Source organism: Aliikangiella coralliicola, assembly GCF_007004725.1.
GTDB lineage: Bacteria > Pseudomonadota > Gammaproteobacteria > Enterobacterales > Kangiellaceae > Aliikangiella > Aliikangiella coralliicola.
In genome coordinates this window covers 49107-64674 of sequence record NZ_ML660172.1, presented here as the reverse complement: position 1 = coordinate 64674, position 15568 = coordinate 49107, and the positions used below count along the sequence as shown (strand labels likewise).

Sequence of the window (15568 nt, the reverse complement as noted above, 5' to 3'; positions counted from 1 at the left end):
ATCACTTTATCAACTATTCTAATTCAAAATATTTCCTAGCATATAAACCCTGACATAAGTGTTAAAACACGCCAGATTTCTTGGTACTTTTTAACAACTTTTTACTAGTTGGCGTTTATTTAAAAAAAAACGGCTCGAATTCAAAAAGATTAAAGCCCCTTATTCAGTAGGATTGAAGACGGTTTTGAGAGCAAACCAATACCAAGAGCAAATTGAACAACAATAACCAAAAAAACAAACCGGGCTTGCCAAAACAGGCCCATTAGAAAAACAATCCAAATAAAAACGAGGGTTAGGAATGACACAAAAAAAACAGCAAACTCCGCTAAAATTTAACCGCGTCGCTATTGCACTGGGGTGTGCATTGGCAATAACCGGAACGGTATCAAATATATCAGCGGAAACATTGAACAGAAACTCAACTGATGCCCAACAACAGCAACGATTTATTGTCAAGTTAAAAGATCAATCAGTTGCCGCAGCAACTCAATCAAGCACCAGTTCTACCCAAGCCTACGACGCAAAAGTCAGACTATTCGAATCCACCGCCGCAATGGTCAATACTCAGGTCATTCGATCGCTGGATAGCGTTAACGCGATGGCAGTGATGTTAGACGCCGATCAAAAGACAGCGCTGTCTAGAAACCCTAACGTCGAATATGTTGAAATCGATCCGAAACGCTACTTAATGGCCGAGACGACTCCATACGGGATCACCATGGTTCAAGCACCGCAGGTTTCCGATTCAAAAACCAGTAACCGAAAAGTTTGTATCATGGACACGGGTTACACACTTAACCATCCAGATTTGCCGAGTTCAGGAATCACTGGCGATGACGGTCATGGAAGTAATGATACGGGCAACTGGTATCAAGATGGCCATGGCCACGGAACTCATGTCGCAGGAACAATTGCAGCACTTGGCGGAAACGGACAAGGTGTGGTTGGCGTCAATCCTTCAGGTAACTTAGGTTTACACATTGTTAAGGTATTTGACGATTCCGGCAGCTGGGCATACGGTTCAGATCTGGTCGCGGCCATTAACCAATGTACTGCCGCAGGCGCAAACGTAATCAGCATGAGCCTTGGTGGTAGTAACTCATCAAACGCTGAAAGATCGGCATTCAATTCAGCAAACAGCCGCGGCGTTTTAAGCATCGCTGCAGCAGGTAATGCCGGCAACAGTAGCCTGTCTTATCCAGCGTCTTACGATTCAGTAGTGTCTGTTGCCGCTGTTGATAGCGCAGGTAACAAAGCGTCATTTTCTCAGTACAACAGTCAAGTAGAAATATCTGGCCCGGGCGTTAACACTAACTCAACCTGGAACAACAACGGGTATAAATCCATTAGCGGTACTTCAATGGCCACACCACATGTTTCCGGTGTTGCCGCACTCGTCTGGAGCCACTACCCAAGCTGTAGCAACCAGCAAGTTCGCGACGCAATGAACCAAACCGCTGAGGACAAAGGTTCTCCCGGTCGTGATACCTCGTATGGTTACGGTATCGTCAAAGCAAAAGCTGCATTAGACCGATTAGCCAGTGTTTGTGGCGATGGTGAAAACGTTGCGCCGAATGCGAATTTCAGCGTAGCAGTAAATGGTAACACCGCGAGTTTCACTGATAGTTCTACTGACGACAAAGGGGTAACAAGTCATAGCTGGACATTTGGTGACGGTTCATCTTCTTCAGACGAAAATCCGGTTCACTCTTATAGTACAGACGGACACTATCAGGTGACCTTAACAGTTTCTGACGCTGAAGGATTAACCGATAGTCACACAGATACAGTCACAATTGGCTCAACCCCGCCTCCTCCCGGATGCGACGGACTTGAAGCCTGGAGTGCGACTAAGTCTTATAAAGCTGGTGACAAAGTGTCATACAACAACTATGAATACACCGCAACCTGGTGGTCAACTGGAGCACAGCCCGACATCTTCAGTAATGTTTGGAGAAAAGGCGATAAGTGTAGCGGTAGTGGCGAAAATCAACCACCAAGAGCTTCGTTCAGCTACTCAACAAATCAACTGAGCGTTACCTTCTCAGACTCTTCAACAGACGACAACGGCATCGCGACTTATGCCTGGGATTTTGGTGACGGTAATAGTTCATCTCAAGCTAACCCAAGTCATACATACGCCGCCTCAGGTAGCTATCAAGTGACATTAACTGTAACTGATGCAGGCAACCTGCGAGACAGCTCGACTCAGACGGTGACCGTTTCAGAAGTTGTTGATGGTTGCGATGGTTTAGCAGCCTGGGAAAGCAGCAAGGTTTACCATAGCGGTGATGAAGTTTCTTACAATGGCAACAAGTATCGCGCTAACTGGTGGTCTCGAAATGATAATCCTGAACAAAATTCAGGACCATGGCAGGTGTGGACAAAATTAGGACCTTGTCGTTAATCGTTTCAGCTCCTTTTTAATCCAGCCAGTCACACTTCTTGGTGGCTGGTCTGTTTTAAAAATGATTATAAGATAAAACTTTCAACAAAATGATTAACCTGAGTTTGGGATAAAGAGAACTCAGGTTAATTACAACAACAAACTTAATTACCCGCCAGCTCAATTCAACTCTTTAAGTTTTAATGTTTTCTATGAGTGGACTCGTTGCCGCTAAAATGGGTTCAAATTCAAACTGGTTAATCAACACATTCAAGCTCTCCGCCAATGGTTGATTCTGCGCTTTGATTTCTACACTCAATCGTTCAAGTCCATTGACATCACCACTTAAAGCGGCAGCGTGAAGCGCTTTAAGTTGCTCAACTGATAAACAGGTTAAGTCTGCCGGACATAATGATTTATGTGTTTCCAGCATTGGCGCCTGAATCTCTTCATAGCGAAACTCAAGCGCTAAATGAGAAGCCATCGTCTTAAACAACTCGCCGCTTTCAAACGGCTTACGAATAAAATCATCACAACCGGCACTTAACACAACGGAGCGTTCTTCCTCAAAGGCACTCGCAGTCAACGCGATAACAACTGTTTCTCTACCTTGTGCCGTTTGTTTAATCATTCGAGTTGCATCATATCCATTGAGTACCGGCATATGCATATCCATCCAGATCAAAGCAGGCTTCCATTCTCTCCACCTCTCTACAGCTTCAGCGCCGTTATTGGCTTCTTTAACTTCAAAACCAATGTCACCTAAAAGGCTTGACAGTAACTTACGATTATCAGGGTTATCATCGGCAATGAGTATGCGATAGCTTGGTTGCCCTTCTGCCAGCCCAACAACTCGCCGATTGGAAATGGCATTGATAATCTCTCCCGTTTCAGTTTCCTCAACATCAATGTCGAAGGAAAAAATAGTACCTTTGCCAACTTCACTATACACACGAATTTCCCCTCCCATTAAACAAACAAATTCAGCGGAAATGGCCAGTCCAAGTCCTGTACCTTCTCTTTCTTCACGGCCGACCTCAGCTTGTGTAAAAGGTTCAAATAACGCTTTCTTGTCAGACTCAGCAATGCCAACCCCTGTATCTTCAACTTCAAAATGTATTCTTGGTTCAGTGTTTTTATAAAATGTAGCGCGTAAAACAATTTTTCCTTCACGGGTAAATTTTACTGCGTTTGATACCAGGTTTATTAAAACTTGTCTCAACTTACGTTCATCGGCTTGTACATACCTGGGAACATCAATTTCAAATATTAGTTTTAACCCTTTAGCACTCGCACGCAAACTGAACATTTCTTCAATGATGCCCAACAAATGATGTAAATCAAACTTCACTACAGCGAGACTTGTTTTTCCGGCTTCTACCTTAGCCATATCCAACACATCGTTAATCAATTCGAGCAGGTGATTACCGCTATGTTGAACCGTGTTTAGGTAATCAGCCACATTAGCAGGTAGTTTTGGTGCGCGTTGCGAAAGTTCTGTGAAACCAAGGATAGCATTAAGCGGCGTCCTTAATTCGTGACTCATATTAGCGAGAAAAGTGCTTTTGGCTAAACTGGCTGCCTCGGCGGCTTCTTTTTCGCGATTTAATTGAAGGGTTTTTTCCTCGACCAAGTTTTGCAGGCGAATTTTTTCACGATAAACTTTAAGTTCTCGCCACTTGAGCGTCCCCCAAAAAAAAGCAAAAGCTGACACGATATAAATGAAGTAAGCCCAACCCGACTTCCAGGGGGCAGCTTGTACCGAAATGTTAATAAAAACTTGATTCTCCGGTGAACTCCATACGTTGTCACTGTTAGCCCCTCTTATTCGCAGTTTATATTTTCCACCAGGTAGGTTAACGTACCTTCCGTGACGAATTTTGCCGGCATCAAACCAGTTATCATCATACCCTTCCAACTTGTACTGGTATCGATTCTCCACCGAATTAATAAAATTGAGCGCAACATATTCAAATTCAAACTGATTATGTTTCCAATCTAGCTCCAAAATTTTCAGTCTTTCCAACGCGGTTTCCGTCGAGAGATTTTTGCCTTGAGACTTTAATTCGGTAAGATAAACAATTGGGGGTTTTACGTTAAATTTGAGTTTGTCCGGATAAAAACTATTTAATCCTTCATAACCAGAAACCCATAAACGACCATCCCTCCCTTTACCGTAACTGGACGGAAAAAACTTTGTGCTATGCAACCCTGCAGTCTCGGTAAACACTCTCTCCACTTTCTGACTTACCGGGTTAAAAAGAATGAGCCCGGCGGCGCTACCAATCCAAAGTTTTCCTTGATTGTCTTCCATAATAAATAATAGCGATTGAGTGGGAAACCCATGAGAACGACCAAAATGAGTGAAACTTTTTTGATCTTTATTTAACATGCTCAAACCTTTCTCGGTAGCCACCCAAATTCGATTTTCTTTATCTTGCAAAACATCTGGAACGGTATTGGAACGTATTGAGTCAGGATTATTTTCGTCAACCATATAATGCGTAAATACCTCATTACGCTTATTAAACTGTTCAAGTCCACCACCTAGTGTAGCAATCCACATAACGTCGGAATTAGTTCGATCAATGATAAAATTCACCGCAGTCGGCGCCGTCAGACTGTTCGGATCATTGGGGTCTGCAGAATAAATCTTGAGTTGCCTGGTAAACCGGTTAAACCGATGAAACCCCATATCCCAGCCACTCGCCCATAATATGTCAGCATTATCCGGATCTTCGAGAATCGTATAATAGCTCGTGTTAGTTGCAAAAGTTTCAACGACTTTGCCAGTAGTCGGATCAAACTCGGACATGCCTGAAAATGTAGCCACATAAAACTTTCCATCACTCGTCTCAATAAAACCTGTTGGATAGTCATGAGGAATGGTTGTTGGATCGCCGGGAATATGCTTATAGTGGTAAAATCGATTCTCTGAAACTCGTAACCTGTCCAGCCCATTACCATAGGTACCAATCCAGGTATTACCATTACTATCTTCAAATATTGGAAACGCCGCCCGCGTACCTAACGAATTGGGATCATCAGGATCATGCTGATATAGCTCAAAATTAAAAGGTTCTTCTTCTACGCGATAGACCTCACCGGTCGCAAATGCAATCCAACCGAAACCATCACTATCTTCAAAATAGCCGGAGACTGTATCACTAGCCAAAGAAAATCGTTGGCCTGTTTTGTGACGGTAATTTTCAACCTGTTCTGTATCAGGGTTAAAGCGGATAAATCCCAACGCTTTTCCATAGGTTATCAATACCAATGCACCTGACTTAGTTAAATAACTTTTAGCAATTCCCATCTCTGGAAAACCTTGTGTGGTTTTGTGGTTGTATCGTCGATATTGTTTGGTCGTCGAGTTGTATTTAATCAAGCCATTCGCACGAGTGCCGAGCCAGAGATTTTGCTGTTTATCAGCAACAATCGATGTAATGTCATCAGCTGGAATAGAATTCGGATCTTCCGGGTTGTGTTGTATACGAGTGAACTGGTATGTCTCGAGATCTAAAAGTGTCACCCCATGTTCTCTTAGCGCTATCCATAATCGATTTTGATTATCGAGGTAAAGGGAACTAACGGTGTTTCCGGACAAGCTATTTTCATCGTCAGGATTGTGCCAGAAGCTCTTAAAACTGTCTGACTCAGGATCATAACGACTGAGTCCATGAGACGTTCCGATCCAGATATAGCCTCTGTTATCTTCCAGAATTCCGGTAGACGCGTAAAACAGAAATTGATTGTTAGCCAGAGAATTCTCTGGATCCTCGTTGTCTCTTATATAGTGATAAAACTGGTTAGTTTGCTTGTCGTAACGGTTTAAACCATTTCCAGTTGCAATCCAGAGTTGCCCACGACGATCGACGTATATCTCAGACACAAACTCGCTTGCGACTGTACCATCTTCCGGGAGAAACTGTTTAACATTAGTGCCGTCGTAACGAATAAGTCCACTGTTTACTGATCCAAACCACAAAAAGCCCTCTTCGTCCTGAACATTACTCGCACCAACAGCACTGGAAATAGAAAATGCCGGGTGAAATCGAAGTTTTTGCTGTGCGCTAACCGCTGGAGCGACAAGTAAAACCAGGATTGGGATTATGACTAAGAGTCTGTGTTCAATCTGCATTAATCTTTTAGCTTACCTACATTACCTGTACTTATGCGCAAATTTATCCTTGAGCAAAAGCACTCAATAACTAAAATTTAGGATCAAAAAGACAATCTGGCAATGCTTATGGCAAAGAATGGGAATTTATTGCAACACACCATGTTTAGTTAGTTCTAACTTAAGAGGTTGTAATTCCTTTTCATAATTACGCCACTTTCCCACCGATGTCCCGTAAATTGGGCTTCTTACCTGACAGGCACTCGCTGTAGTGACAGTAGCGTCATTTTGATAAAAGTGCAGGCACTGCTCCTCCCATGACAATCCACAGTGGTCCAAAATACGGCGACTAATAGTCTCCTGATGATTGACTAACTCTTCATATTTAACCACCAACAAAGCATTACCTAACACTTTTTGCCAATGTTTTATCAACCTGCGCCAGGCTGAATAATAAAGCGCGAGATCACGTAAATTGTAGGTAAACGGATAAGCACCAGTAAAAAGCATTTTATACATAGCGTAACAAGAATCCATCGGTTCTCTGATCAGCACTATCATTTTTGCATTTGGCAATGCACGGCGAATAAGACCAGCATACAAATAGTTTAACGGTAATTTATCAACAAAATGCGGAGTGTGACCTGTTTGTGGGCGAGTACCGGCAAGGTATGCTTTACCTAATTCAAAGGGGTCGATATGGAGGCTTTGTTGAACAAATTCCTGCTTTGAAAAGTGACGCCCTTCACGAATGTTCACCAAATTAACGGCTGCCTGTGGAAAAGCGTTAAGTTCTCCTGCAGCGAAAACCTGGCTGTGACTAGCAATAATCCGCTCTACTAAAGTTGTGCCGCTGCGTGGCAATCCAAAAACAAAAATAGGTTCCGAATTCTCATAACTCGACTTTTCATTTGAATTAGAATTATTGATGCTTAATCCCTCAACATTATGGTGAGTAATAATTTTATCGATAGTTTCAACGTCGCCCAATGCATCATAATCCATCGAATTTCGTTGCAAGTCACATCCTTTTTCTAAATATTGAAAAGATTGAGAGTAGTCTTCCAGATCTTCTAATTCTTTCGCCGCTGCAAAGTACAGCTTTATTTTATCTTTGACATTAATATCTTTTCGATTTATTGCCGTTTTTATTTCGTCAACATGATTATTTTCAAGCGTTTGCTGGCGTAAGGAAGCACGAACGTAGTATGCATCAGCATCTTGTGGGCGAAGTTTTATCACTTGATTCAGCCTGTCCTCAGCCTCAATAAATTGGCCGTTCATTCGCTGCGAGGTAGCCAGGTTGTAAAGTATCGCCGGGTTATCCGGAAGCAAACGAGCGGCATTCTCAAACAAAGCTAACGCTCTCGATGCTTCGTCACAACCGGTAAATAGCGTCGCCAGACCATCTAACAACCAAGGGGAAGACGGGCTTAACTTAAGTGCTCTTTCGGCCAGACCTAACGCAGCAGCACGATTTCCCCGGTGCACTTCAACCATTCCCAGCCCGATTATCGCGTGCAGGTCATTTTGATCCAATTCCAAAATTTTTTTATAGGCTTGGGAACAGATATCCCTGCGATAAACTCGTTCACCAAATTCTGCAAGCAATCGCCAAACTTCTTTATCTTCAGGGCGGTCTATGAGCAGTTGCTCTATCTCTTTGGAAGCGACTTGATTTTTACCATTTAAGATAGCTTGTCTAATTAGCTTATATTGATCCAAGTTCGCCCCTTGTAAACACATTGCTTTTCGTAAATCGTTGTTTGAATGATAGATTTAGGTAACAATAAAAAATATGGGGTTGACCCTGATGGAAAAGCTCGTTTTTAATCTCGAACACAAATAACTCGTTTTTATTTATTTCCCTTTTATCTAAACATTAGCAAAGAGCAATATTTTACGCCACTGCCTCAACCTGGCTACTCAAACATTCTGATAAAAAGCGCCTGTGTATTACCCATTTTTGATGGATTAAACCAGCCGACTTTTTCATACAGAACTACCTGAGCGGTGACAAACAAATCAACTTTTAAAAATTGACTTACCGGTAGGCAGTAACTATCTTTTACTAAAATGACTAACAAAGACTGGTGCTGGCTATGGAAGATGCACAAGTGTCAAAGGCCGAATTTCCCAATAAGAAACTACCTGACCTATTCCAGAGAAAACTCATCACTTTGTTAATTGGCAGTGCGCTCGGTCTGTCATCCTACCCCCATGCTTGCGCTAATGAAGAAGAAGCCGAAGAAGAATATGGGCACATCGTCGTTACAGCAAGCAGACGCGAACAATCAGTCCTGGATGTTCCCTACAACATAAGTGTGCTAGAGGAAGATACCTTAAAAAATGCTGGTGTCTCCAGTCTTAATGATTTGCTTAAAGTTGTTCCGGGATTATCATCAGTTGATTCGGGTCCGGCGATCAGAGGTGGCAACAATCGATTTACTCTGCGCGGTTTAAGATTAGGTCCCCCAAGTGGCACCACTGAAATAAATACACCGGCAACACTCGCAGGCGCTATCTCTACTTACTATGGCGAAACACCAATTTTTATTCCGTTGATGATACGCGACCTTGAACGTGTTGAATTGTTAAAAGGCCCGCAAGGCACACTTTATGGGTCGGGCTCTCTTGCCGGCACCATTCGGTTTATTCCGAATAGCCCTGACTTCGAATCCAGTTATAGCGAATTGAGTTTCGGTGTTGGCTCAACCCACAGTGCGGACAATCTCAACCACACTTTCGACAGCATTTTCAACCTGCCACTAACCGATAAACTAGCTTTGAGATTAAACCTTTCATATGAAAGACTTGGCGGATTCATCGATGCCGTTGGGCTCAATGCGAGAGAAGCCCCAAATGATCGCTTATCGCCAGTGAGGCTGGCCTTTCCCAGTGATCCCTACAGCGCCGCGCTAGTGACAGGCGAAAAAAATACTAACAATTCAAAACAGTGGCAAACTCGCGCCTCGCTCCTCTGGAAAGCAACAGATGATGTTGATATTCAAGTTGACTATTTCCATAATGAAACTGATGTTGATGACCAACAGTTAAGTAATCCATTATTTACTGCAACTCGTTACGACTTTGCCCAGGGATCAAATTTTCCATCATCAAACACAGCAATTTCTTTGCCTGATGGCGGTGATTTAAAAAGCCTCTTTCTGACCAAGCAACCCTATAATTCGAAAGCCGATCTGATTAGTGCAGAAGCAACCGTTGACTTTGGCCTGGCTTCTTTTAAATCTATTTCTTCGGCGTACCAAAACAAAACTTTTGGCGTCACGGATTTCACATCATTTTTCTTTTTACCGGTTACGCCTACATCACAAATCAGTTTTCTTTCGTACTATTCATTTTATCCCAGACATAATTCGGTGCAGCAAGTTTTCTCTGAAGAAGAAGCATTTATCCAGGAAATTCGTGTGATATCTGACTGGGATAAATCATACGATTATGTTCTAGGTTTTTATTACAACGACCAGTCAACTAAAACCAAAGGCACATCTTACTCCCCGGGGATTCATGCGTTTACCGAATTCGCAATTGGGCCTGTGTTAAATCCACAACTCGTTGATATCACATCAATTAATAATCGTGATTATGATTTCACTGATCAAGCCATTTTTGGTGAACTTACCTGGCATATTAATTCCGATTGGCAAGTAACCAGTGGGATACGTTCATTCAAACAAGAGTTAACCTTTCAGTCACTTGAACTTCAACCGCTGTTTACGTTACCCCAAGATGCATCCAATTTTGATGTAACCAATAAATTTGATGATACAGTTTTCAAACTGAATACATCTTACCGTCTTGCAGAGCATAATTTATTTTATGCGCTGTTGTCGGAAGGTTTTCGACGCGGCGGTGTCAATGGATTAAACACACAAGGACCTTTCGCATCTTTGCCAGAGCGCAATGTATTCGTCCCAGATGTCGCAACTAATTTCGAAGTCGGAATTAAAGGTCTAATGCCTGACTGGAGTTTATTTTATAACTTTTCTTTGTTTAATATCGAAGTCGAAGATCTTCAATTTCTTGACGCCACTCCTGCAGGATTTACGGCGGCTTTTAACGCCGGAGACGCTCGCTCAAAAGGCGCTGAGTTTGACTTTTCATGGAACGCTACTGACGCGATAAGCTTAGCCTTGAGTTATACCTACACCGATATGCAGTTAACTGAAACTACTGAAATTCTTGATTTACCTTTCGGGGGAGGGCCAAATGCAGATCCCGTCGTAGCACTCTCATTACCTAAAGGAACCAGAGCACCGGGCGTTCCAAAACAAGCCATTTCGCTTGGTCTCGATTACGAAATTCCCTGGTGGGGAGAAAATAAAAATTGGACTGTTAACTTTCATCTGAGCGGTATTTACAAAGAGTCAAGTCCCGGTGCTGCTGACGTCAATTCAAATTTGTTCTGGCAAATTCCTGCTAGCTTTGTCGCTAACGCCAGACTCGCAATCGATAACGGAGACTCCTGGCGAATCGAACTGTTCGGAAACAATATCAATGATGAACGAGTATTCAGCGGTGGATACGGCGTTCAAAATGTTACTCCCTGGTTCGGTCAGCATCGTTACGTTAACCGCCCAGCAACATTTGGCATTACATTCTATTACTTCGGTTTTTAATCCGTGCTGGCTGTTCATTCCTGTCGCGGGTTTAGATTATTTATCCTCGCGACTTTTATGCTTCGACTGTTTGGTCACTTCTATAATTGGCTCAAATTCAAACTGGCTGATCATTAAATCTAGTTGTTTAGCTAACTCCGGACTCGTTAACGCGACTTCTTGACTCAAATGTTCTAACCGATATACATCACCTCTCAATGCAGCATCGTGCAAATTTTTTATTTGAGCAGAAGACAACCCTGACAGATCTTCTTGTGTGATCTTTTTTATTTCAAATGAATCGGGGACAACCGTGGTTTCATATTCAAATTGAACTTTTAGATGTTTTGTCATCGCTTCAAACAACTCTTCAGCACGAAAAGGTTTACGCAAAAAATCATCACAACCCGCTCCCATTACCATCGAGCGTTCTTCTTCAAAAGCGCTGGCAGTTAACGCAATGACAAGCGTGTCCTGACCTTTAGTTGTCTCTTTAATCATTTCGGTGGCGCCATAACCATCTAACACTGGCATTTGCATATCCATCCAAATCAAATTGGGGCTCCATTCATTCCAGATTGCAACCGCTTCTTTACCATCACTCGCACCTCGCACGTTGAATCCGATATCGGCCATCAGATTTACTAGCAGCTTACGGCCATCGTCACTATCATCAACAACCAGAATACGATAGGCAGGTTGGCCTTCCGCCAACCCAATAACACGACGGTTGCTAGAATAGGAAACTACCTCATCACTATCCACTTCTTCAATATCGATTTCAAACCAAAACCGAGTCCCTTTACCCACTTCACTCTGCACCTGGATCTGTCCGCCCATCAGCTCAACAAATTCTTCGCTGATGGTTAATCCCAAACCGGTTCCTTCTCTTGCTCGACGACCAGACTCAGTTTGCCCAAAAGGTTTAAATAATAAATCCATATCAGATGCTTTTATTCCTGGCCCGGTATCTTCTACCTCAAAACATAATTGAAGTTTCGGATCGCGCACACACTCTACCAATAATGATACGCCGCCATCGCTAGTAAATTTCACCGCATTAGACAGAAGATTAATTAACACCTGGCGCAACTTTCTTTCGTCAGTTTTAATCGAACGAGGAACATCTTCAGCAACTTCAACCTTTAACCAAATTCCCTTGGTTTGGGTTCTTAAGTTAAACATATCTTCAATAGTATGAATGGTTAGCAGCAGGTCAAAAGCGTTGGGCTCAAATTCTGTTTGACCAGCCTCAATTTTGGCCATGTCCAGAACATCGTTAATTAACTCAAGCAAATGCTCCCCACTTCGATGTATCGTGCCGAGGTAATCACCGACATCGCCGGGTAGCCCGGGTGTTCGCTCAGACAGTTCAGAAAATCCCAATATAGCATTCAGTGGCGTACGCAACTCATGACTCATATTCGCTAAAAAAGAACTCTTGGTGCGGTTTGCAGTTTCAGCTTCATCTTTAGCTTTAGCGAGTTCATTGGTTCTCAATCTAACCTGTTCTTCCAAAATCTGCTGACTTTGCTTTAACGAGTTAACACGCCAACGATAAACGCCATAGATCAACATCCCGAACGAAAATCCGGTTAAAATTCGAAACCATAATGTTTGCCAGAAAGGCGGGTGAATAACAATGTGAATTGATTGCCCCTTTTGATTCCAGACATCATCATTGTTTGAAGCCAAAACACGAAAAACGTATTTCCCTGGATCGAGATTGGTGTAACTTGCAAACCGCTGTCCACTATCCACTTCGTTCCAAAGAGTCTCAAAACCTTCAAGTTTGTATCGATATCGATTTTTCTCTGGCGCAACATAACTTAATGCAGAAAACTCAAATGAAAAAATGGTGTCTTGATAAGACAGCTCTAATTGCTCGGTATTTTCAATCGCTTTTGAAAGTACTGAATTTTGACCGATGGGGACTGACTGGTTAAATAGTTTAAAATCAGTTATCACGACCGGAGGAAGAAAATTATTTTTCTTAACTCTTTGAGGGAAAAAACTATTAAAACCGTTGCGCCCACCGAAAAAAAGCTCTCCGCTCCAACCGGCATGGCCAGATGCCTCCTCAAACTCTCGATCTTGCAACCCGTTAAAAGAGTCATAATTAGTAACAGCTTCGGTTTGCAGATCAAGCATCGAAATGCCTTTCGGGGTGCTCAACCATAAGTTACCCTGAACATCGGGTAAAATTGACTGAACCAGTTTGCTGGCTAATCCATTTGATTCGGTAAATACAGTAAAAACTTCATTGATGGGATCAAATTTATTCAGCCCACCTGACGTTGCCAGCCATAAAAATCCATTATCATCCTGATAAATACTCCTGACGACATCACCCGCCAGGCTGTTAGGATCACCAGCCTGATGCACGTAGGTTTTAAACTCCTCTTTTCTCGGGTTAAAGCGCGCTAAACCGCTCCCGGACCAATTCCCCAACCATAAAAAACCCACTCTATCGAGGAAAATAGTTCTGACATTATTTTTAATGCTACTGGGATTTTCCGGATCACGTAGAAAATGTTTGAAAGTTTCCGATTTTGGATCGAAACGATTTAGCCCACCGTCTCCTGTGCCAACCCAGAGAATACCGTTACGATCTTCTTTGATCGCCAATACTTTATTGTTACTCAAACTCTGCGGATTATCTGGTTCATGGCGATAGTGTTTAAATGTCTCTGTTTCCGGATCAAACCGACTTAAGCCTCCTTCAACAACACCTATCCAGAGAATACCAGCAGCGTCTTCAAGAATAGCAGAAACGAAAACACCGGCAGGCAAACTGTTAGGATCTGCTGGGTCATTTTCATAATGAGTGAATTGGCCGGTTTTGCGATTAAACTTATTCAAACTTGGCTTATAATTGCCCAACCACAAGTTATTATTTATGTCCTCATAAATCGCGCTAATCCGAGGATGGTCCAGGCTATTAGCGTCGAATACATTAGGTTTATAATAATTAAATTGTTTTAAAAATAAGTTAAAACGGTTAACCCCCCCATCCTCAGTTCCGATCCAGATATTCTTTGTTCGGTCTTGAAAAATCGACGCAATATTATTAGAACTAATCGTCGATGAGTCCGATGCTACATGCCGGAAATTGATAAACCGATTAACCGTTCGGTCATACCGGAATAATCCATTTTTCAGCGTAATAATCCAGAGTATCGCTTCACTATCTTCTAAAATGCCGATAGGAATAACATCTTGTGACACCCCAAAATGGTTACCACCGTAGGATTTAAATTCGGCGGAGCTATGGCGGAAACTATATAGACCGCTTGCTGTCGCAAACCAGATTAGCCCGGTACGATCTTCATGTATCAGTGAATGTCCGGAATATCCACTCAAATCAACATCGGTTTCAATTTCAGGTTTAAAGTGAACAAATTTCTTAGTCTCTCGATCAAAATAGTTAATGCCATTGTCGTGAGTAGATACCCAGAGACGCCCGCTTGAATCTTCTTCGATGTCAATTACCATATTGCCACTAATACTGCCAGGTTCATCAGGATTCGATTGATAATTGATAAAAACGCCGGTGCGCGGATTAAATTGACTTAAACCTTTGCCAAAGGTCCCTATCCATAATATTCCTGATTTATCTAAATAGAGACTACGAATATTATCGCTACTGATAGTCTCAGGGTTATCAGGGTCATGACGAAAATGGTAGAAGCGCTCACTATTGGAATCGAATCTGTTGAGACCGCCTCCGAGTGTGGCGACCCAGATAATCCCATCTTCACCAACTCGAATGTCACTGACAGTAGAATGACTGATACTGTACTGGTTGTCTTTATCGGGGCGATAAATTTTAAAATCGTATCCATCGAATCGATTAAGACCGTCCCAGGTACCAAACCAGATAAACCCTTTTTCGTCTTGAGCAATTTTACGTACTGCATTGCTCGATAAGCCTTGTTCGGTTGTATAGCGGGTAAAAGAAATGTTGTTATCGTTGTGTATTGCTTGTGCCGATACTAAATTAAGCGGCCATGCAAGTAATACTAAGATGGATATTTTGAAAATGTTGAAACGGGGGACACCAACCGCACCTGCAAGTCGATCCATCCGGCACTTCCTGGTCAACAGGTGTCGAATCAGCATTTGATAAAACACTTGGCTCACAAGCGTTCTCTGTAACGGGATTCTATTAGCTTCACAAAAATCAATTCTGATTATTAAAAGCGAAGCGGCGAGTTCCGAAATTAGCCCAAAAACCTTTATGGTTTTGGCCATGTTTTCTCCGCTCTTTAGTCACTATAGAAAAAATGCTGGCAGCCCGATATTTGAGCTGGATAACCATTTCATGGTAAAAAAAATGGTCGCTAATAAATAAGCGACAAACAGTGACGCCGCTACCCATTAATATTCTTAACAATTTTTTTCTCCGACCGATGAAATTTTCGACGTAATTCATTGCCGTAT

At 42.5% G+C, this 15568-nt stretch carries 5 protein-coding genes; 2 read left to right on the top strand and 3 right to left on the bottom strand.

Annotated features, from left to right (window positions below):
- The first annotated feature begins 298 nt into the window (after nucleotides 1-298).
- Entirely contained in the window at nucleotides 299-2407 is a 2109-nt protein-coding gene (locus FLL46_RS25160; RefSeq protein WP_142934939.1) for a S8 family serine peptidase, read from the top strand.
- A 172-nt stretch (nucleotides 2408-2579) separates the two neighbouring features.
- Here the strand turns inward: FLL46_RS25160 and FLL46_RS25155 are convergent, their stop codons facing one another.
- Both FLL46_RS25155 and FLL46_RS25150 read right to left on the bottom strand, forming a co-directional pair.
- A complete protein-coding gene (locus tag FLL46_RS25155; protein WP_142934937.1) occupies nucleotides 2580-6527 on the bottom strand; it encodes a hybrid sensor histidine kinase/response regulator in 3948 nt (1315 codons plus the stop codon).
- Nucleotides 6528-6653: 126 nt separating this feature from the next.
- Nucleotides 6654-8231: a tetratricopeptide repeat-containing sulfotransferase family protein gene (locus FLL46_RS25150; RefSeq protein ID WP_168204319.1), complete on the bottom strand. Its 1578-nt coding sequence runs from the start codon at nucleotides 8229-8231 to the stop codon at nucleotides 6654-6656.
- Nucleotides 8232-8608: 377 nt separating this feature from the next.
- On the opposite strand from FLL46_RS25150, the gene FLL46_RS25145 reads away from it, so the two are divergent.
- Entirely contained in the window at nucleotides 8609-11146 is a 2538-nt protein-coding gene (locus FLL46_RS25145; protein WP_142934933.1) for a TonB-dependent receptor, read from the top strand.
- A 36-nt stretch (nucleotides 11147-11182) separates the two neighbouring features.
- Here the strand turns inward: FLL46_RS25145 and FLL46_RS25140 are convergent, their stop codons facing one another.
- A complete protein-coding gene (locus FLL46_RS25140; RefSeq protein WP_168204318.1) occupies nucleotides 11183-15211 on the bottom strand; it encodes a hybrid sensor histidine kinase/response regulator in 4029 nt (1342 codons plus the stop codon).
- Between the last annotated feature and the right edge of the window lie 357 nt (nucleotides 15212-15568).

What these genes read in the sequence shown, in the direction of transcription:
- FLL46_RS25160 (WP_142934939.1), top strand. Translation starts at nt 299, where the DNA reads ATGACACAAAAAAAACAGCAAACTCCGCTAAAATTTAACCGCGTCGCT.
- FLL46_RS25155 (WP_142934937.1), bottom strand. Translation starts at nt 6,527, where the DNA reads ATGCAGATTGAACACAGACTCTTAGTCATAATCCCAATCCTGGTTTTA.
- FLL46_RS25145 (WP_142934933.1), top strand. Translation starts at nt 8,609, where the DNA reads ATGGAAGATGCACAAGTGTCAAAGGCCGAATTTCCCAATAAGAAACTA.
- FLL46_RS25140 (WP_168204318.1), bottom strand. Translation starts at nt 15,211, where the DNA reads ATGGATCGACTTGCAGGTGCGGTTGGTGTCCCCCGTTTCAACATTTTC.